The organism is Butyricicoccus faecihominis (assembly GCF_014648015.1).
In the GTDB taxonomy this organism is placed as follows: Bacteria; Bacillota; Clostridia; order Oscillospirales; family Butyricicoccaceae; genus Agathobaculum; species Agathobaculum butyriciproducens.
Window position 1 is genome coordinate 72,393 of sequence record NZ_BMQH01000003.1, and the last position, 20,639, is coordinate 93,031.

13 protein-coding genes and 1 pseudogene are annotated in these 20,639 nt (G+C 51.0%); 1 reads left to right on the top strand and 13 read right to left on the bottom strand.

Going from position 1 to position 20,639, the window contains the following annotated elements; translation table 11 throughout:
- Nucleotides 1-18 precede the first annotated feature (18 nt).
- The 13 genes and pseudogenes from IEY11_RS03560 to IEY11_RS03620 form a co-directional block, all read right to left on the bottom strand.
- Complete coding sequence (locus IEY11_RS03560; protein ID WP_117490412.1) at nt 19-201, bottom strand: BRCT domain-containing protein; 183 nt, start codon at nt 199-201, stop codon at nt 19-21.
- Between the two features lie 2 nt (nt 202-203).
- The gene (locus IEY11_RS03565; protein ID WP_188885822.1) at nt 204-2,036 is read right to left on the bottom strand and encodes a GGDEF domain-containing protein; all 1,833 of its coding nucleotides are present in this window, start codon (nt 2,034-2,036) and stop codon (nt 204-206) included.
- Nucleotides 2,037-2,362: 326 nt separating this feature from the next.
- Nucleotides 2,363-5,521 (bottom strand): S-layer homology domain-containing protein, encoded by a 3,159-nt coding sequence (locus tag IEY11_RS03570; RefSeq protein ID WP_188885823.1) that lies wholly within the window; start codon nt 5,519-5,521, stop codon nt 2,363-2,365.
- Between the two features lie 58 nt (nt 5,522-5,579).
- Complete coding sequence (locus IEY11_RS03575; protein WP_194461858.1) at nt 5,580-8,714, bottom strand: S-layer homology domain-containing protein; 3,135 nt, start codon at nt 8,712-8,714, stop codon at nt 5,580-5,582.
- Nucleotides 8,711-11,602 (bottom strand): S-layer homology domain-containing protein, encoded by a 2,892-nt coding sequence (locus tag IEY11_RS03580; protein WP_188885825.1) that lies wholly within the window; start codon nt 11,600-11,602, stop codon nt 8,711-8,713. Before IEY11_RS03580 ends, IEY11_RS03575 begins: the two co-directional genes overlap by 4 nt.
- A gap of 286 nt (nt 11,603-11,888) precedes the next feature.
- On the bottom strand, nt 11,889-12,428 hold the full coding sequence (locus IEY11_RS03585; protein ID WP_243183940.1) for a recombinase family protein: 540 nt from the start codon (nt 12,426-12,428) through the stop codon (nt 11,889-11,891).
- 246 nt (nt 12,429-12,674) lie between these two features.
- Nucleotides 12,675-14,549 (bottom strand): C40 family peptidase, encoded by a 1,875-nt coding sequence (locus IEY11_RS14775; protein WP_243183941.1) that lies wholly within the window; start codon nt 14,547-14,549, stop codon nt 12,675-12,677.
- Nucleotides 14,546-16,876: a VirB4-like conjugal transfer ATPase, CD1110 family gene (locus tag IEY11_RS03595; RefSeq protein WP_188885826.1), complete on the bottom strand. Its 2,331-nt coding sequence runs from the start codon at nt 16,874-16,876 to the stop codon at nt 14,546-14,548. Before IEY11_RS03595 ends, IEY11_RS14775 begins: the two co-directional genes overlap by 4 nt.
- Nucleotides 16,873-17,223 carry a PrgI family protein gene (locus IEY11_RS03600; RefSeq protein ID WP_188885827.1) on the bottom strand — a complete coding sequence of 117 codons (351 nt, stop codon included), beginning with the start codon at nt 17,221-17,223 and terminating at the stop codon, nt 16,873-16,875. The genes IEY11_RS03595 and IEY11_RS03600 overlap by 4 nt, the downstream gene beginning before the upstream one ends.
- 47 nt (nt 17,224-17,270) lie before the next feature.
- Nucleotides 17,271-17,516: a hypothetical protein gene (locus tag IEY11_RS03605; RefSeq protein WP_188885828.1), complete on the bottom strand. Its 246-nt coding sequence runs from the start codon at nt 17,514-17,516 to the stop codon at nt 17,271-17,273.
- Nucleotides 17,517-17,631: 115 nt separating this feature from the next.
- A complete protein-coding gene (locus IEY11_RS03610) occupies nt 17,632-18,474 on the bottom strand; it encodes a hypothetical protein (RefSeq protein ID WP_188885829.1) in 843 nt (280 codons plus the stop codon).
- A gap of 67 nt (nt 18,475-18,541) precedes the next feature.
- Nucleotides 18,542-18,796 carry a glutamyl-tRNA amidotransferase gene (locus IEY11_RS03615; RefSeq protein WP_242988057.1) on the bottom strand — a complete coding sequence of 85 codons (255 nt, stop codon included), beginning with the start codon at nt 18,794-18,796 and terminating at the stop codon, nt 18,542-18,544.
- Nucleotides 18,753-19,694: pseudogene (locus IEY11_RS03620) on the bottom strand (VirD4-like conjugal transfer protein, CD1115 family); the annotation flags it as partial. The pseudogene IEY11_RS03620 and the gene IEY11_RS03615, both read right to left, overlap by 44 nt.
- An 88-nt stretch (nt 19,695-19,782) precedes the next feature.
- Between IEY11_RS03620 and IEY11_RS14780 the strand changes: the two are divergent.
- Nucleotides 19,783-20,639: recombinase family protein (locus IEY11_RS14780; protein ID WP_407926639.1), on the top strand; the 857-nt coding region annotated here is incomplete at its 3' end.

The following is a 20,639-nucleotide window of genomic DNA, read 5'->3' on the forward strand; positions in this document are numbered from 1 at the left end:
TTTGATAAATGTTTTTTGTCATGTAATTCTGCCAATCATTTCATTGAACTGTGCCTCAGTGATGCGTTTAATTCCCAATTCGATCGCCTTTTTATTCTTTGCCGTACCAGAATCCGGTGTATTGGTGATCAGATAATCAACAGTGGGAGAAAGCGTTTCTGTCAGTGATGCACCGCAGGTCATCAAGCATTCCTTCAGCACATCTATTTTCCTGTCAGATTCTTTTCCTTATTTTTGTAGAGAGCGCTCTCTCCAAACTGGCGAAGGAAGTCTTCCGGTAGCATGGGTTTACCAATCTTATAGCCTTGTAGCTTATCACATCCGAGTTTTTTCAGCAATTCGATCTGGCTGTCTGTTTCGATACCCTCTGCCACACAGCGCATATTCAAATCGTGGCATAGGTCGATAAGATGTCTGATAACAAGTTGTTCGCGGTCGATGTGTTCAGCCTTGTCGATCAAACTTTTATCAATTTTTGCAACGCTGATCTGCGGGAGGTAGAGCATTTCTAGGCAGGCAGCCTCGGTGCCAAGGTCATCAATCGCTAGCGAAATACCTCGTTGTTTCACTTCATCCAACAGGCTGCACAGGGATTCCAGCTGGATGTTTTGCGAAGATTCCGTGATCTCAAAGATAAGCTGCGCCGGGTCAGCACCGGTCTCGGAGAGAATTTGATCAATCCGCTCCAGAAAGTCTGGCTCCATCAGTGTGTTGCGTGAAAAGTTCACATTGAGTACAATATCTGGCCATACAGGTTTCCATTTTTGGATCAGTTCGCAGGCTTGTCGCAGCATTGTGAAGTCCACCATAGAGATCATGTGCTCGCACTCCATGATGCTGATGAATTCCACGGGTGTATGGATATTACCATGCGGATCAATCTTGCGGACGAGAACTTCTGCACCATAAACACGGTTATACTGGATGCTGTAAAGCGGCTGTAGATACGGGATAAAGGTGCTATCCCGAAACTCCTGCAATAGTGCGTCCAGATAGCCGGGGCGACTATCTTTTAATTCGGCATTTGCGGCATAGAACTTATTCTTTGCTGTCTGCATTGCTTTCTCTGCCTTGCGAACGGCAATACCCGTATCTTCTTCTTTTCCCCATACAAAACCAAACGATGCAATGTTTTTCTCGGCAAACAGCGCCGCCTCCAGTTTTTTTGCGGCGCTCATAAAAACCTTATAATCAACATCTGGCCAGATCATAACGAACTCATCGCCGCTGATGCGGTAGATATACTGCTGTTCGATGTGCTCGTTGAGAATAGTGCAAATCTTTTGGATCACTTTGTTGCCCATGTCATGACCGAGCGTATCGTTGATCCATTTCAGCCCATTGATGTCCAAAAATCCTACGCCTACCGGAAACTCCTTTCCGCGCAAATGCTCCAACATCTCGTCATAGGCCAAGCGGTTGTTTAGACCGGTCAGCGGGTCCTGATAGCTTTTTTTCGTCAGTGCTTCTGTAAGCAGCCGCTTTTGCAGCTCGTTTGCGATGATATAAGTAAGCTGCGTTAACAACGTCAGCGCATCCTTGTGGCTACGAGGATTATCTATTCCAAGAAAGCCGTGCAGTTTGCCATTTATAAAAATGGGAATGGCAATGAGACTCTTGATCCCCTGCGGATGCAGACAATCATACTCGAGGCGGCGGGTAGGATCATCCTTGAGGGCATCAACATCTCCGATAAAGATGATGGTATTCTGTTCCTGGTCCTCAAAACTATCCACCCATCGTGCTACTACATCAACGGTCACTGTCTGCAGATTCTCAATCTGCGGAGTGATACCATCTCTGCAAATTTCGTAGGTATTCCGAATAAGATTTTCCTTCCATTGAAATTCAAATATGTAGGTACGATCCGCATCGTAATGTTCGAGGATAGTCGTCAGCACAGAGTTGACCGCTGCTGTGAAGTCATCGTTCATGACAAGTTTTTCAATACAGTCAAGCAGCTTCTTTTCCACTGACAGATCGTTCCGTGCGCTATCCAGTTCTGTGGTCTGATTCAAGTTTTTGTGAATATCCATATCTGCAATTTCCTTTGTCTATCCCTGTATCAATCAGTAAATCTTTCTTTGCGCGGAATATATGGTATCATTCTGAGAACCTTCTCCAAGCGCTCCACCAGTGGTCAAGCGCTTGGAGAAGGCTGGGGCAAATGCCCCAGCTTTCCGTGAAAAATAGGAATCGTTCGCAACATCCTTAACTCTGGCTGTGTCTTGAACGGAGAAAAAACAACTCTACTCTCACTATGCCGCAAGCATGGTGAATGTATAGATATTTGCCGTCTTGGAGCAGCAGAGGGGATGTTGTCTTTCTTTGAGAGCTACTGCTCCGAAAATTCCTTGTTGTATTACTGATACCGCTTCCAATCGGGTACGCTCGTCAGCTTCGTCCAGCTTTCGCCGACCTCGCCCTGACGGTTGAAGTCATGGCTGTTCGTGGCCTCCTGTACGGCGAGATAGTGCCAGTCGGACGGCTTGTTGTCCGGCCACGTTACCATGCTGTCCAGCAGGTCGCTTTCGCTCTGCGGCATACGGCAGAGTACGCGGTTGATCATGGTCATAGCCTCAGCGCGGGTGATGCGGGCGTCGGGGTGGAATGTGCCGTCCGGGTAGCCCGAAATCCAGCCGAACGCCGCCGCTCTCTCGATCTCGTTTTCCGCCCAGTGACCGGAAATGTCGGAGAAGCTGCCGCTGTTCTCGACCGGTTTGGTGTTGAAGCGCGCACAGATCGCCGCAAACTCCGCACGAGTGATCGAGGCATCGGGGTCAAAGCGGTCCGCACGGCGGCCCTTGACGATACCGAGCTTTGCCATCGTGGAAACCGCCTTGTTGTGCCACTGGCCGTCCGAAACATCGGAAAATTCGTTGTCGGCGGTCAGATTTCCGTCGCGGATGTCCGCTTTGAGCAGTCTGAAGAAGATTGTCGCCGTTTCCGCGCGGCTGATATTGCCCTTCGGGTGTACCTTGCCGTCCGGGTAGCCGATGACGTAGGCGAAATGGTCGTCGCCGTTGAGCTTGTCCGGCACACCGGTAGCCTCCCAGCCTGCATAGACCGTCTTGTCGCTGTTCATCGTTACGCTTGTGATCTTCTGCGTCAGCGCCTTGTCCGCATACCAGCCGGTAAAGGTATAGCTCTCGCGGGTCGGGGTCTTGTCAAGCGTCACCTTCGTGCCGGAAGAATAGCGCTCATCCTTGTAAGCTGTGCCGCCGTTCGACTCATAGTGCAGCGTATAGCGGGTCGAATGATGGGAGGAGGAGCTGTTTCGGGTGTTAGTAAAGGTTACCGCTGCGGTGTCATCCTTGATGATACTGCCGCTGGCGTTGACAGACGTTGTGGTGTAGCCGTCCTTATCTGCCTCCGCCTCGGTTACGGTATAGGTGATTCCTGCAGGCAGGCCGACAGCAGTCTTGCTCTCACCGTGCTTCAGAACGAAGGTTGCGACTCCATCGGCAAAAATCATCTCACCAAATGTGCCGTTGATGCTGGTATCGCCGAGCGTCACGGTGAAGTTGAACGCCTTAGAGGTATCTCCGTTGTTTCCGGCTACAGTCTTGGTAACGGACAGATTGCCGTGCGCCGCCGTCCAACGACCGTAAAGAACCGTATCCGCATTCAGAACCGTACCGTCCACATACGGCACCGAGCATGAAGTATCCGTGTACCAGCCATCAAAGGTATATCCCTGGTGGGAAACCTGCTGTGCTTTCGCCGTATATGCTCTGCCGGTACGGATATAATCATTCGCAGGGGGGGTTACATCGGTGGGGTTATCCGTGCTGACCCACTGATACTGGATTTTAACAGCCGGTACATAGGTCATCCAGTCCGTCTTTCCTGCCGCCTTGCTCTGTCCAATGACCAGACCCTCCGGCATTTTCCAGCTCGGGACGAAAATGCCGTCCTCGTCCGCCTTTGCTGCCGCAGTGTCACCGCCCGCGTCCGTCGTATAACGAACAAGCTGCGTACCGATTTCGGTATTCTCTACCGTGCGATCCTCGCTGTGGATCTGAATCGGTTTTGCGGTGCTTGCGCCCGTGTATGGGGAGATTACATTGATATAACGGCCTTCCTTGGAAATAGAGTCGCCCGCTGTCAGATAGACATCGTTATTCGTGCTGATCTCAGCATCATTCCCAAGATTGAAGGCAGTTCCTACAAAAACACCGTCACCTAAGGTCGAAAGCCGTGCTTCCTCAGTCAGAGAATTGTTATTATCCTTGATGACACCGCCTGTCATGGTATAGGTGCCGCTGTAAATGCCGCCGCCTACTTTTGCAACATTATTTTCAATAGAGCCGCCGGTCTGCTTAACAGCAGAGCCTTCGCGCAAGCATACACCGCCACCACTCCGAAGGGCTTTGTTTTTGGAAATCGTACCGCCGGAAATCGTTACATTCGTTGCTTGATACAGAAAGACACCGCCGCCGAATTGATACGCGCTATTTCCCGTTAGCGTGCCGTCCTTGATATTCAGCTCAGTTACGCCGAAGAATGCTGCGACTGCGCCGCCGCTTCCCCGTGTAACCTTATTGCCGGAAATTTCGCCGTTTTTAATATTGATTGTAATTTTCTGACTTCGCTGTGGGAAGGTGACAATACCGCCGCCGTAGTCAAGTGCCTTATTTCCGGTGATTTTGCCGCCATTCATTTCAAAAGAGGCCGGTGTAGCTGTAAACAATGTATCGCCGCCGCTTGAGTTGGCGTAATCCGCAACATAAACACCGGCACCGTAACTGCCCTGACCAGATGTCTGGTAGGTGCTGTTGTTGGAGATCGTACCATTGTTCATAACCATCGTTGAGCCAATGATCGCGACACCGCCTCCGCCATTCGCCGTATTGCCGCTGATCTCGCCGCCGTTCATGGTGAAGGTACTGCCGTTGCCGATCAGAATGCCGCCGCCCAATTCGTAGTTGCGGTTTGTATTGTTACGAATGATCGCGCCGTCTTCCATTGTTATGTTGACGCCATTATTCGCCAAAACACCGGAACCAAACTGCATTGCCTTATTGTTCTGTAAAATTGCGCCGCTGTTCAGCACGATGGTGCCGCCGTTCGCCGCCTTGATGATCGAGTCGGTTTCCGCAGCGTGTGTTGCATCCACAGTACACTCTGCGCCATCAATCACAATGTTACTCAGTGTCAGCGAGGCAGACGCACTGACGAGTTCGATCATATAGCCGCCGAGCCCATAGCGGTGCAGTGTCTTTCCGCCAAGGTCCCAAGTTTCCGTCCCCGTGACCTGATAAAAACTTGAAAGACAAATATCCTTGATATTCTTTTCGTTTGCTAGCTCGTTTGCCTTTTCAATCGTCTTTACAGCAGTCGTTTTGCTCAGTCCGTCATTATCATCTGCGCCATGCTGCTGGTCGAGATAAATGGCAGCTTCCGGGGTGGTCGAGTTACCTGTCTCTGTGCTCTCTCCGTCTGCCGCAAAAGCAGCAGTCGGAAGCATGGTCATGAGCATTATAACCGTCAAAATACTTGCAATAATTCTTTTATTCATAATGTCCTTTTCGAATAACGCTATTGTACTAAATTTCCTGTATATCGTTTTAACTTTTTTACTGATACCGCTTCCAGTCAGGTACGCTCGTCAGCTTCGTCCAGCTTTCACCGACCTCGCCCTGACGGTTGAAGTCATGGCTGTTCGTGGCCTCCTGTACGGCGAGATAGTGCCAGTCGGACGGCTTGTTGTCCGGCCACGTTACCATGCTGTCCAGCAGATTGCTTTCGTTCTGCGGCATACGGCAGAGTACGCGGTTGATCATGGTCATGGCTTCAGCGCGGGTGATGCGGGCGTCGGGGTGGAATGTGCCGTCCGGATAGCCCGAAATCCAGCCGAACGCCGCCGCTCTCTCGATCTCGTTTTCCGCCCAGTGACCTGAAATGTCGGAGAAGCTGCCGCTGTTCTCGACCGGTTTGGTGTTGAAGCGCGCACAGATCGCCGCAAACTCCGCACGGGTGATCGAGGCATCGGGGTCAAAGCTGTCCGCACGGCGGCCCTTGACGATACCGAGCTTTGCCATCGTGGAAATCGCCTTGTTGTGCCACTGTCCGTTCGAAACATCGGAAAAACCGTTGTCGGCGGTCAGATTTCCGTCGCGAATGTCGGATTTGAGCAGTCGGAAGAAGATCGTCGCGGTCTCAGCGCGGCTGACGTTCGCGTTCGGGCGAACGTTGCCGTCCGAGTAGCCAATCACATAGGCGTAGTGGTCATCGCCGTTGAGTTTGTCCGGCACACCGGTAGCCTCCCAGCCTGCGTAGACCGTCTTGTCGCTGTTCATCGTCACGGTCGTGATCTTCTGCGTCAGCGCCTTGTCCGCATACCAGCCGGTAAAGGTATAGCTCTCGCGTGTCGGGGTCTTGTCAAGCGTCACCTTCGTGCCGGAAGAATAGCGCTCATCCTTGTAAGCCGTACCGCCGTTGGATTCGTAGTGCAGGGTGTACTTAGTAGAGCTACCGGACGAACCACCAGAGGAACTGTTGTGATTACTTTTCCACTGCGCGGTAAAGGTTAATACATTATTTTCTTGTGTTTTTTGCCAACCTACAAATGTATAACCATCACGTGTTGCATCAGGGATGGTTATCGATTTTGTAACCGTCAGCGTTTGTTGCTCGCTATTCTTGCTGTTATCCCAAACCGAATCAGGCCAATTCAGCGCACCTTCATTAGGATCTACAACAATATCTGTACCATAAGCGAGTTGATCAGTAGCTTCTTGACTTGTACTACTATTCTTGTAAGTTACTTCAACATTAGGTAAAATTCGTTCGGTTACATAGGTTAACCATTGCTGATGGCCTGATTTCTGACTATGTCCAATCAGCAATCCGTCCTGCATATACTGACTTGGTACAAAAAGCATACTACCATCAGCATTCAACGCTGCATTCTCACCACCTGCATCGTCGGTATAGATAACAAGTGGCGTACCATCTGTAGCCGGCTCAGATTTTTGATCTTCTACACTTACATCCTGACTGGTGATATTGATTGGATTCGACTTCGTGGCACCTGTAAACGGAGCTGTAATCGTAATATAGGCACTCGGAATGTTATTCGCTGCATCAGCACCCTCCAACGCAACATCATTATTCTGGTCAATAACGACCTTGTCCTGAATCTCAAAAGTCGTACCACCAGATACATAAACACCATTGCCAGAGTTTGCAGTATTATTAGTAATTTGGGTATCACCGTCTACATGAACTGTTCCTTTTGCGAGGCAGATACCACCGCCGCAGCCATCAACAGCATCTGCTTTATTGCCGGTTACATTGCCACTATGAATCGTCGCTGTACCATAATTTATAATACCGCCGCCATGTGCAGATGCAATATTACCACTAATATCGGTACCATTGAGCACTACATTGCCTTCATCATTAGCAATACCGGCACCGCAACCATTATATGAAGAATACCGACTGTACGCATCTTTTTTTACAGCGGCATTATTTTGAATTGTAGTGCCATTTAATGTAATAGTATGCTGATCATCATCCGTATAGATACCACCTCCACATACGGCAGAGTTATTGGAGATGTTGATGGTATCATCCATTGTTGCATTTGTACCGGTAATATACATACCGCCGCCAATAAACGAACCTGTGTTACCGGTAATATTCACATCAGACATAGAAAGCGTGCAGTCTTCAATATAAAGGCCGGCACCTTGCCACCATACAACATATCCACGGTTGCTATCTGGTTCTTTTGTAGTAGGATTGTATCCATCACCACGACAAATATTATCGGTGATATTCACACTTTTCAAGGTTAAATTCGTATCTTCAGCTAAGATGCCAACACCACGCATGGCCATATTTTTGCTAAAGGTTGAGTCAGAAATCTTGGTCGTGCCACCGCGTAGCCACACCGGACCTACACTATTAGCTGCACCATTTTCTTCGGCAGAACCGCAACCTTCAATTTTGCAGTTGGTCATGGTAACATCCGAGTTAGTACCTTCAATCTGAATCACACCACCAATACTATTACTATTGCCCCAATATGTTGTATTGGCAACGGCGCATTCGTTCATGCTGACTTTTGAGTTTTTTGCATAAATTAGTACGCCATTATCACCTATACAATTTGACATAGCAACATTTTGCATTGCTATAGTTGCATTAACTGCATAGATTGCGCCATATCCACTACCTGCGAGAGTATAGCCAAACTTAAAATCACGAAACGACACATTAGAGAGATTCAACGTTGTTCCACTATCAGCTTCAATCAACCCTCTGCTCTTTTTTCTTTCTGTGGAATCCAGTAATGTAATACCATTCTCTGTTCCGCTAATGCTTAAGGAGGCATTGTTGGTTAACTTAAAAATCGGATTAGTAGAGTTTGCCTCAGATTGAAGTGTTCTGGTAATAGAGATGTCGCCTGCGGTCGCAGAAAGCACTACTACTTTACCATCTATATCCAACTCTGAATCAGCAGTCAAGGGTGCAGTAATATCCGCACGGAGATATTCATCGTCAGTAAGAGCAGCAACAGATGCTTTCAAATCAGCCCAATTTGATACACTTACCGTTTTCTCAGTGAGCGCAGCTACATCATCTGCTGCCAGTGCAGCCGTTGGCCATAGTCCAAGAATCAGACTAAATGTCAACAACCACGATAACACTTTTCTTTTCACATCTAATCCCCGCTTTTCTACAAATTTATTAAGTATCATTTCTGATACCGCGTCCAGTCGGGGACGCTCGTCAGCTTCGTCCAGCTTTCGCCGACCTCGCCCTGACGGTTGAAGTCATGGCTGTTCGTGGCCTCCTGAACTGCGAGGTAGTGCCAGTCGGACGGCTTGTTGTCCGGCCACGTTACCATGCTGTCCAGCAGATCGCTTTCGCTCTGCGGCATACGGCAGAGTACGCGGTTGATCATCGTCATGGCTTCAGCGCGGGTGATGCGGGCATCGGGATGGAATGTGCCGTCCGGATAGCCCGAAATCCAACCAAACGCCGCCGCTCTCTCGATCTCGTTTTCCGCCCAGTGACCGGAAATGTCGGAGAAGCTGCCGCTGTTCTCGACCGGTTTGGTGTTGAAGCGTGCGCAGATTGCCGCAAACTCCGCACGAGTGATCGAGGCATCGGGGTCAAAGCTGTCCGCACGGCGGCCCTTGACGATACCGAGCTTTGCCATTGTGGAAATTGCCTTGTTATGCCACTGTCCATCCGTTACATCAGCAAATGTGTTTTCAGTGGTCAAGTTGCCATCACGCACTTCCTCCTTGAGCAGGCGGAAGAAAATCGTTGCAACTTCGGCGCGGCTGATGTTCGCGTTCGGACGGACAGTGCCATCGGAGTAACCGACTACATAGGCGTAGTGGTCATCGCCGTTCAGCATATCCGGCACATTGGTTGCTGTCCAACCGGCATAAACCGTCTTGTTGCCCGTCATTTTCACATTGGTGATCTTGTCGGTCAGTGCTTTGTCGGCGTACCAGCCGGTAAAGGTATAGCTCTCACGTGTCGGGGTCTTGTCGAGCGTCACCTTCGTACCGGAGGAATAGCGCTCATCCTTGTAAGTTGTGCCGCCGTTCGACTCATAGTGCAGCGTATAGCGGGTCGAATGATGGGAGGAGGAACTGTTCTTTGCCCACTGTGCGGTATAAACGGCATTGTCCGTTACCGTTGCGGCTACGGACGGCTCCCAGCCGGCAAAGGTATAACCACTGCGGGTCGGTGTACCGCCAGTGAAAGCAGGGGTGGGGGTTCCGCGGCGCAGGTCGCTGGTTACCTCATCCGCAAAGCTGGTGCCGCCGATACCGTCTGTGTAGGTAACAGAAAACTTTTGGATCGCTCCGTACAGAACAAGGCTCTTCGCCTGAGAAGAAGCTCCCGTTTCTGCCGTATAATCGGTATCCGTAATAATTTCCTTATGGTTGTGTGTAAAATGCGACAGATACGGCTCGGCATCTGCTACGCTATAGGTTTCTGTGCCATAAGTAATCGTACCGGGGGCAACAACCACTCTGCCATCCAAAGACTCATCATCATAAGAGGTCAGTTCGTAATTCTGCATGGAATCAGATGCGCCTACCAATGTGACATAGCGGTTAGTCTCGATTGCTCCAGTGCGGAAATTAGTCGTACATCCTACGCGAATATCTCCGCTGACATTCATCTGTGTTCCATCCAGATAAAGCTCACCGCTCTGCTCGATTGCGTTGCCGCAATAAAGGCGCTCGGAATAACTATCATCTGTCGGATAGCCACTCGTTGCCTGGTTATCCGAGATGGTGCCACCCAGTAGATATACAGCGGCATTGGGATTTGCACCGCTGTTGCCGGAACGGATTGACAGACCTCCGCCATAACCGGCTTCATTCTCTCGGATGCTGCCTCCGGTCATAAACATCTGATCTCCATGGGCAGAGAGGTACACACCGCCACCGGCAGAGTTTGCTTTGTTGCCGGAAATCGTGCCGCCGCTCATTGTAAGCGTGTCAGTATAATTCTGTGTATTGTTGCCGAACAAGCAGATAGCACCACCATAGTTTCGAGCGATGTTATCTGTGATTTTAGCATTGCCCGACAGCTGGATGCTGGTATTGCCCTGCCAATAAATATCCGCCGCATACGCCGATATAGCACCGCCGTATCCAGCCTGGTTATCGGAAATTGTACCACCGGACATAATAAAAGCATTCGTCAGGCTGCCTGTATCACGAGTACCGATAATAGAAATCGCACCGCCAAAGGCACTGACATTGCTGGTAGCTGCGTTTCCGCTGATTGTACCTCCACGCATGGTCAGTTTGGCAGGAGCATCATAGGCAGTATCATAATCCGCACGACAAGCACGGATCATAATCGCTCCACCGTGTGCGCTGGCGGAACGATTAACGCCGTTGATCTCGTAAATGTCACCAACGGCAGTATTGTTGCTGATCTCGCCACCGTTGATCTCCATTTCGCCGCTGAGATAGACAGCACCCCCCCATTCGGCAGAACAGCCGGTGATACTGGAGCTATCCTCCATCGTCAGTTTGGCGCCGTTATCTACAACGATGCCGCCACCGCAGTCGCTGGTACCAGTCGTTCCATCCTGATTGATTGCTCGGCCATTCCGAACAGTCGCACCATCTGCAAGGATAAGCTGACTGCCAGGGCAAACACGGACGCAGCGAATATCCTGTGCCTCAGCATCAATCGTCACATTTTCAAGCGTGAGGTTCGTCTTTGTAGCTGTGCCGTATTCAACACCAACCTCAATCATATAAAGGTCAGTAGAAGTGTCTTTTTGATAGGTAATCTTCTTTGCAGTTTCACCAGCTTTACCCGTCAGCGTTACTGATTTATCACCAGTCAGGACAAGCTTTCCCACCAGTTTAATGTCGGAAAGCAGGCAGATGGTATCCCCATCGACCGCCTGCGTAAATGCCGCACCAATTGTTTTGAGGGGTGTGCTCTCATCACCAACGGCTGAATCGTTACCGGTTTCGGATACATAGATGACTGTACCGCTGTTTACTCCGGGAACTGCAGCGGCTAGCGCAGCAGTCGGAAGCATGGTCATGAGCAGACTCAGTGTCAACAGCCATGACAATAATTTTGTTTTCACATCAAATGCTCCTTTACATATAGTAATACCCACCAAGGCAATATCCTGACAGGTTTCTGATCTTGCGCGGCAGTTCTTTCGTCCGCCGCATTGATGCTGTGCTGTCCTCCTTCCGTGCAATGGCAGTTACGAGATGTCAAAAGGTGTACTTTTTGGCATCTCCACTGCTTATATTTTTTCTCTATTATAGCACTGTTGCATAGTAATTACTACTATTAATTGTATATCTTACACAATGTAAACCTCGACTAACAAAAAAGTACACATTCTTGTAAAAATACATTTCTTACGATAACTTGGCGTTTTGATAGATTGCTGCTCGATAACGAAATGTAGACAGCGGCATCCCACATTCTTTAGCTGCTTCGGTTCCGGTAATTTCACCGTGCTTCCAGCGTTGGTAGACGGTGCGGAAATTAGGTGGCAATGGTTTTGGCAATCTTCCAAACCGTACACCTCTCGCTTTTGCAGCCGCGATACCTTCTGCTTGCCGCTGGCGGATATTAACACGTTCGTTTTCCGCAACAAAGGACAACACTTGTAATACGATATCGCTGAGGAAGGTTCCCATCAGATCCTTTCCACGCCGGGTGTCTAGCAGTGGCATATCCAGCACGACAATATCAACGGCTTTCTCTTTCGTCAGAATACGCCATTGCTCCTGAATTTCGTTATAATTTCGTCCAAGTCGGTCAATGCTCTTGATATAAAGCAAATCGTCTTTTTTCAGTCGCTTTATCAGTTTTTTGTAGCGCGGTCGTTCAAAATCCTTGCCGGATTGTTTATCAATAAAAATATTCTTTTTCGGCACTTGTAATTCGTTCATTGCGATAAGTTGCCTATCCTCATTTTGTTCCCGTGTGGAAACACGGACATATGCGTAGATTTCTGCGATGATTAACACTCCTTTTAACAGTTGATGTCACACTTGAAAATCAGAGAATCCTGGCAACTTTAGTATAACAGATGTTTCTGCGTCACAAATTGTTGACGAATCAGAGTAGTAAACCTCTTAAATGAGTAAATCCCGGTACGGTAGTTGCACCGTACCGGGATTTTTTGTACTTTTTGATTAAAAACAATCCGGCCTGCCAATGCTCACAAATCCCTGCAAACCTGTCAGCACCACATTATTCTGCGAACTGGCGCAGTGGATGATAAGCGGATCACCGTTGCTGTCCTTGCCAACGAAAACGCCTACATGAGTATCGCCGGGATAAAACACCAGATCACCCGGCTGTGCTTCGCTCCATGAGATGGATTTGCAATGGTCATGCTGACTGGCTGCGCCGCCGCCATGTCCAATCACATAGCCCAGTGAATTGTTGAATACCCAATCGACGAAACCGGAACAGTCCAGTCCGTAAGGGCGGATTGTTCCGGTCGTTCTGCTTCCGGCGGCGGTGACGCGAGTGGGTTTGCCCCAATGGGAATCCCAACCGATGGCGCTGCTTTTGCCGCCCCAGAAGTAATTCACTTTGCCGAGAAGCGAATAGGCTTTTTCCGCCACAGCACGCCGCCGCTCGGAAATGTCCTTGGGCATGGCGGCAAGCATGGCGCGGATTTGCGCTTCGTCCAGCGTGACCTCGCCTCCGTAGGTCCCCACCAGCTCTGCCAGCATTTGCGCGTACTCCGGCTTCAGCACTTCCTCCAGTGCTTCACGCTGGCTCTTATTGAAGTGGTAGAAGTCCGGCATATCGGTTGCTTTTTTGCTAGTAATAGTGATATGCAAAATGGTTTCCGTGCTGTCCTCACGCTTGATGGTCTGCACATAGTAGCTGACGGTATTCATATCCCAGAACACCGTGCGAATAAGGTCGATACGCTCCTCGTCGATGGTGACAACATCGGTAGCGTCGGCATCGGCCCCAGCCGTTTTGACTGCAAACACAGCGACAACATCTGTCCAGTTGGTAATGGAAAGGTCACTGCCGCCATCCGGCTCTCGATGGATCACCACGCTGTCTGCGGGATTCTCAGCCTGTATCTGGTTGATTCTCGCAGAAAACTCACTGTTGATGAGCGCGACGGCCTGAGGAACGGATTGTGCATCGCTGTCGTTGCCAGACCAGAATACACCAAACGGAGTACCGATAACAGCCGCAGCACCACCAATTATCAAAATCAACGCAATGAGCGCACCGGCACCGCCCAGCAAACCTACTGCCGCCCGTGCAACGGCCTGTCCTGCGCGAATGACTGCTTTCTTGACCCGCTCAAAGAGTTTTACTGTGCGTTTGGCGGTCTGCGCTGTCTTTTGCGTGGTTTCCTGCATGACCTGCTGCTGCACCCGCTGCCTGGCTCTTGCCGTGACCTGTGCCTGTGCTTTGGCCGCCGCCTGTTGGCGCACCGCGGTATCCTGCCGCCCCGTGAATAGCTGTTCACGGAGCGGCTTTTTCTCTTTCGGCGCTGTGGCAGATGATTTTCGCCGTTTGGAGGTATGAGGCTGTTCAGTGTGCCTGGGCATATCAGCATTGAAGGATGACAAATCCACTTGCTGCTCTATCGCAGTAATATCCATACGCACCTGTGCGGCTTCATGCTTTTCGATGGTAGCCGCAGTTTCTCGGCGGTGTTCGGTCTGCTTTTTCGCTTGTGCCTGCCGAAATCTTTGCTTGGCACGAGTAACTTGCGGCGGTTCGGTTTGTACCGCTGCAGAGGGTGAAGCGCCGTTGTCTTTTGGCTCGGCGGCGCTGAACTTGCGGTCGAATTGCTTCTGTGCCAGCGCCTTGCCGGAGCGGAACGCCGTGCGGCTGCTGATTTCCGCCGCACGCTGTCCCTTGGTCTGAAACCGTTCCACCGGCTCTTGATAAGGTGAAGTCTGTTCTTCCTCCGGCGTATCATTCTTGTTCTTGAACTGCCGCCGAACAGCCTGTTTTGGCAGAAAGGCGGTGGTCTGCCGGGTCTGAATATCCCGGTTTTTCGGGCGTGTTCGTATCTCTTTCACAACAAGTCACCCGGCTTTGTCGTCATAAGGCGGTACAGCGCCGTGTTGCGTGGGAACTGGTTGATGAACGGCACTTTTGCGCCGCCGACTTTGATAAGGCCATGTCCCGACTCCGCATTACTGATATAGGAAAGCTGTTCTTCCGAAATGCGGGGCATTTTTACAAGCTCCTGCTGATCGGTGGGAGCCTGCGACAGCATGAGCAGGAACTCGGAGTTTGCCAGCATATTCTTTGCTGTGGGAGAACGCAGACAGTCGGTAACATTCTGTGTAATGCCGGTCGCGGCGGCGTTTTTCTTGCGGAAACGCTTCCAGCTTTCTTCGAGGAAGTTGCTGCTGTACTCATTGGCGAAGAACAGATAAATCTCATCAATGTAGATCCATGTGCGCCGTCCGCGCTTGTGGTTTTCAATGACACGGTTCAGAATCGCGTCCAGCATGACCAGCATACCCACGGTTTTTAGCTGACTGCCGAGGTCAAAAATATCGAACAGCATAATGCGGTTGCTCATATCCACATTGGTCTGATAGGCGAATACATCCAGTGTGCCATCTACGAACAATTCCAGTGCCAGCGCGATGGACTGGGCCTGCGGCTCCGGCTGGCGCAGCAGTTCCTCACGGAAGTCTTTCAGTGTAGGCGGATTGCGGTAATCTTTGATATACTCACGGTACACATTGCCTACGCACCGCCCGATGATAGAACGCTCTTTCGCGCCCACCGGCTCCGGCTTCATCAACTGCTCGCACAGGGACATGACAAACTGGCTTTTCAAAATCAGGGGATCGTCCGCTTTGCCTTCTTCCTCGCCGTAACCGCTGGTCATATCCATCGCGTTGATGTGGTTGGGACTGCCTGCTGAAATCTGCACGATTTCGCCGCCCAATGCCCGCACCAGCGGCGCATACTCGCGTTCCGGGTCAACGATGATAATATCATCGTCGGTAGAAAGCGCGATAGAGGTGATCTCCTCCTTGGCCGCAAAGGACTTGCCCGAACCGGACACGCCCAGAATGAAGCCGTTGCTGTTCAAAAGCTGTCGGCGGTCGCAGACGATCAGATTGCGGCTGGTGGCGTTCACACCGTAGTACACGCCACCGCGGTGTCGAATCTCCTGCGAGGAAAACGGCACCAGACCGGCGGCGCTCTCGGTGGTCAGTGTCCGCAAGGTGTCAATTCGCCGCAGACCGTAAGGCAAAACGGTGTTCAGCGCATCCTCCTGCTGGTAGGTCAGCACGCTCATTTCACAGTTCTTGCCGCCTGCAATGCTGCGGATGGTGTCGGTGTCAGCGTCAAGCTGTGCTTTGCTGTCCGCCACATGAACGAGGGTCATCACGCACAGAGTCATGCGCTGGTCGCGCATGGTCAGATCGTCCAGCATGGAACGCATCGTGTCCCGTGCATCGGTAAGCTGCATGGGCGGAATGGCGGAGAAATTGTTGTTCTGATTCTGCTTGTTCTGCCAACGGGTAATATCCGTTTCCACCGCAAGGGACTGGTTCTGTATCTCTTTCAGCGCCTTATCCGTGGGAATAGGCTGGATGTCGATGGACCAAATCAGATTGCGGTTGAGTTCGGTCAGTTCTTTTACAAAGCTGTCCTCCAAATAGGCCGGATAATCCTTGAGGAACAGTACGCGGCCCACTTTGCTGTCCGAAAGTTCAAAATAGTTAGAGTGAAACTGGATACTGTCCGGACAGATGGAGTCCTTGAACGAGTGTCCGCGCTTGGCCACAGTATCGAAATCAAAGCGGAACGAATCCTCCTCACCAATACGGAAAAAGTCATGCAGGATACCCAGCCGTTCCTTGTTGTCCAGTTCGTACAGCTTGGAGTTCAGCTTTTTCATGTTGGCGGACAGGTCGCTGCCCACACGGGCAAAGAAGCTGCGCGCCTCCTCAATGCTGCGGCGCTCCACGGAAACCGTGATGTACCGCTCCTGCACAATGCCGTTGCCCTCTGCGGCTTTGTCGAGCAGCATACGATTGTATTCCTTGCGGTAATCGTCGCGCCCGTCCTGCTTGGACGGCATGAGCATTTCTTTCTGAAATTCCAGCGGATTCAGCCGTTTGTTGACGATGGAGATTTTCGTGATCGCGTCGGTCGGCAATGCCTTTTCCAGCGCACAATACTGGATGAGCATTTCCTTTTTATCTTCCTCGTCCGCCACAGCGTAGTTGATGTCGGTGAAGCGCCAGCAACGGCTGAATTTGCCGTCCACCTCCCAGATACCATCCCGGTGGATGCGGCGGATGGGAATGGACTGCTGGGCCGTTTTCGGCAGGCGTACAGAAGCACGCTCTTTCTTTCGTCCGAATTTCTTCACTTGCGTTTCCTCGCTTTCTTTTCTGGAATGTGTAGAAGCTGTTCATACAGGTTTTCGCTCTTATACAGCCGCCGTCCGGCATACAGAATGTGGGTCTTGAACATCGCCCAAAGCAGCCGCTCAAAGGAAAGACCGTTGTATTGGAAAAAGCCTGCGACCGCAAGCGGTGCGGCACAGAGCATACACAGCCAGCTGGCGTTTTCCTTCCCAATGGGGTCTTTGAGTAAAAAATAAGCTCCCACGGCAACTGCAACAGCGCCGAGAGAGCAGCCGAACTGCCTTGCAGACAGTCCGAAAAAGATGGATTCGTGATAATTTCGCACTTCACGATTGATACGGATTTCCATAGTCACCTCCAAGAAAAAGAGGAGTGCGTTTGCACTCCTCACAGGGTTTATTCGATTTGATGGTCACGGATTTTGCGGTAAAAGGTCACGAGCCAGCTTAGTGCCGTTACACCGAGAATGGCGAACAGGATACCATCCGCCAGCGCCGTGTGGTGTGCCGCCCAGTCCAGCCAGACGGTGTTGCCGAGGATCACATAAACCAGCGCAGGCCCCAGCCTCAGCTTGATGAGCAGCTTGAACCACAACGGGAGCAGCAGAAAAAATAAGATGGGGAAAATAATTTGTCTGAACATGGTCAGCACCTCCTTGATGGTACCAGTGTAACGCAGTCTGGGGTTTCGTGCAAAAAATCAGCTTTGCTGTTCTGATAAAATCATAGTAAAACTTCTGTCCGAAAAAACGGACAATTTACAGTGCCATCATCTCTTTCACAATGCGGTCTGCGCCCTTTACCAGCCCTACGAGCACCAGCATATTGAAGATGGTTTCCGCCAGATAGCTCCACACCATCGTCACCGCCGAAGCGTCCGGGTCTGCGATACCCGGTGCGCCGCCGCCGGTAAAGGCGGCAAATATCATGCAGGCCAGTACAATGACTGCGCCCTCCATGCACACGCCGAGGTAACTTTTGATAAAGGTGCGTCCGGTATTCGAGGTCACATCGCCTGCAAAGGTGGACAGTGGGATAGGCGCAAGCGCCGTGTACATATAGAGCCGAAAGAAACGGCTGTACACGGTCATTATCATCACGAAAGACAGTGCCGTGATGAACACGCTGCCTAAAATCGTCACCAACCACAGCGGTATACTCGCCAGAAAGCCTACCTCGTCAATGGCAGTCTTGATTTCCTCCGGGAGCGTCACAGACGCGCCCGTGAGATTGCCGAGATTGCCCGCCACCGTGCTGACGATACCGCCGCAGATGGTAAAAAGCGTGGTCATAATGTCCATGCCGTAGGTCACGGCGGTTTTTGCCGCCACGAAGCGGATAAAGTGCCGCAATGCCTGTTCCGGTCTGCGGAAGTCCTGAAAATTCGCTGTGCTGCGGAAAATGCTGATAGCAAAGAACAAAATCAGCAGTCCATAGCCGATGGCCTGCAATGCGGTGTTGATGTTCTGGCATATCGCCCAAATTGCACCGTTCTTGAAGTGCTGCGGCGTTTCGCTCACCAGTGACCATATCTCGGTCAGCTTCGAGTTCCATGTGGCAAAGGCACCCTCTAAGTTTTCTACAATCCAGTTATCGTCCAAGTTATCACCTCCAGAAAACAGCCGCCTGTTCCATGAAAAAACAGGCGGCTGTCACTATTTATATCGTTTACTTCAAGATCAGATCCAGAATTTCTTTCGCAAATGCAATCACCAGACCGCCGAAGAAAGTCAGAAAGCCGGTGCTGCGCTGAGAGGGGTCATGGGACTGCAAGCTCAGACCGATCTGCACCACACCCCAGCCCAGCAGGATCACGCCGATGGCTTTGATTGCGGAAAAGACAAAGGTGGACAGGTTGTTGATAGCGGTCAGAGGATCTTCACCTGCGGCGAAAGCGGGCGTACAGACGGCGCAGGCCAGCACGCAAGTCAGCACAACGGCGAAGTAACGCTGTTTTGCCTTGCGCGTCCGGTCGGTGGGGTTCAGAGTGGGTTTCTTCGTCATGTTCGGTTTCCTCCAAGATTTCAAGATTTTCGATGTTGATCTCATGCGGCAGGTCGTTCTGCTCATAGCTGGGAATGTCAAACTTCTTTTGATAGGGCGGCTTGCCGCCGTCAGCGGTCAAACGGTAGTTCGGATGCTTCTGAATAGGATATTTGTCGTCCATCACCGGGCGTTCGCCGCGAATAAAGATGAGCGCCTTGCGGTTGTCCAGCATCCGCACCTCGTCCGGCATGAGCAGTTCGCGGCCTGCGTTCTGGTAGTTGGTGCTGCTGGAGCCGCTGCGTCCTTTCGTCACGCCGCGCGTGCGGGTGTCGATGGTGGCCTTGCCCAGCAGCTTAGAAATGTATTCGTGGGTGCTGGCCTCGTTGCCGCCCAGATAGAGCAGTGTGTCGCAGTTGCCGGTCACATTCTCCCAGCTGTCCTTCAACAGCTTCTTGAGCTGCGCCATGTTCTGAATGACGATATTGATGGAGATTTCACGGCTGCGGCAGGTTGCCAGCACGCGCTCAAAGTCCTCCGGCAGTGCGACATTGGCGAACTCGTCCATCAGCACGCGCACCGGAACCGGCAGTCTGCCGCCGTATTTATTGTCTGCGGCATGGTACAGTTCGCGGAACGCCTGCGAGTACATCAGACCCACAAGATAGTTGAAAGTGGTATCCTCATCGGGAATAACGGCGAAAATGACGCGCTTGCGGTCGCCCAGTGTGCCGAGCGACAGGTCATCGCGGCTGGTCAGGTGCGCCATTTCTTCCGTGTTGAACGCCGCCAGTCGAGTGGATGCAGATACCAGAATGGATTTTGCGGTTTTCGGTGATATATGCTCTAAGTGACTTCTTAATCATGATTTTGTCATGGTTAGTGAAGCAATCACTTAGAGCATTTTTGTTTCAGGAGGTACAGCTATGAGAAACGAAAAAATCACCCCACTGTACGAGCGCCTGAGCCGGGACGATGAGTTACAGGGCGAGAGCAATTCCATATCCAACCAAAAACAGATGTTGGAGGATTTTGCTCGCCGGAACGGGCTGCCAAATCCTACGCATTTTACAGATGACGGTATCTCAGGCACCCGGTTTGACCGCCCCGGATTTTTGGCGATGATGGAGGAAGTGGAGGCAGGGCGTGTAGAGGCAATCGTCATCAAGGACATGAGCCGGTTAGGACGCGACTATCTGAAGGTCGGTCAGGTTATGGAGGTTTTGCGGCAGCGTGGTGTTCGTCTGATTGCCATCAACGACGGTGTAGACAGTCTGAAAGGTGATGACGATTTTACCCCGTTCCGCAACATCATGAATGAATTTTACGCCCGTGATACCAGCCGGAAAATCCGCTCTGTGTTTAAGTCAAAAGGCATGAGTGGTAAGCACCTGACAGGCACCGTGATTTACGGCTACTTATGGGACGAAAAGCGGGAGCATTGGCTGGTAGATGAAGAAGCCGCCGAAGTGGTACGCCGTATCTTTTCCCTCACGCTGGAGGGATATGGGCCTTATCAGATTGCTTGCAAACTATCCGCAGACCGGATTGAAATTCCTGTCGTACACCTTGCCCGCTTCAACGAGGGTGTGAACCGTTCAAAGCCGGTCAAAGACCCCTATGGATGGGGATCATCTACCATCGTGAACATTTTGAAAAAGCGAGAGTATTTAGGGCACACCATCAATTTCAAGACCCGCAAGCACTTTAAGGACAAGAAAAGCCACTATGTTTCTGAGGACGAATGGACGATCTTTGAGAATACCCATGAAGCCATTATCGA

Excerpts from the sequence above, each read along its gene's own strand:
- IEY11_RS03575 (WP_194461858.1), bottom strand. The coding sequence starts at position 8,714 with ATGATACTTAATAAATTTGTAGAAAAGCGGGGATTAGATGTGAAAAGA.
- IEY11_RS03605 (WP_188885828.1), bottom strand. The coding sequence starts at position 17,516 with ATGTTCAGACAAATTATTTTCCCCATCTTATTTTTTCTGCTGCTCCCG.
- IEY11_RS03585 (WP_243183940.1), bottom strand. The coding sequence starts at position 12,428 with ATGAACGAATTACAAGTGCCGAAAAAGAATATTTTTATTGATAAACAA.
- IEY11_RS03570 (WP_188885823.1), bottom strand. The coding sequence starts at position 5,521 with ATGAATAAAAGAATTATTGCAAGTATTTTGACGGTTATAATGCTCATG.
- IEY11_RS03600 (WP_188885827.1), bottom strand. The coding sequence starts at position 17,223 with ATGGAAATCCGTATCAATCGTGAAGTGCGAAATTATCACGAATCCATC.
- IEY11_RS03565 (WP_188885822.1), bottom strand. The coding sequence starts at position 2,036 with ATGGATATTCACAAAAACTTGAATCAGACCACAGAACTGGATAGCGCA.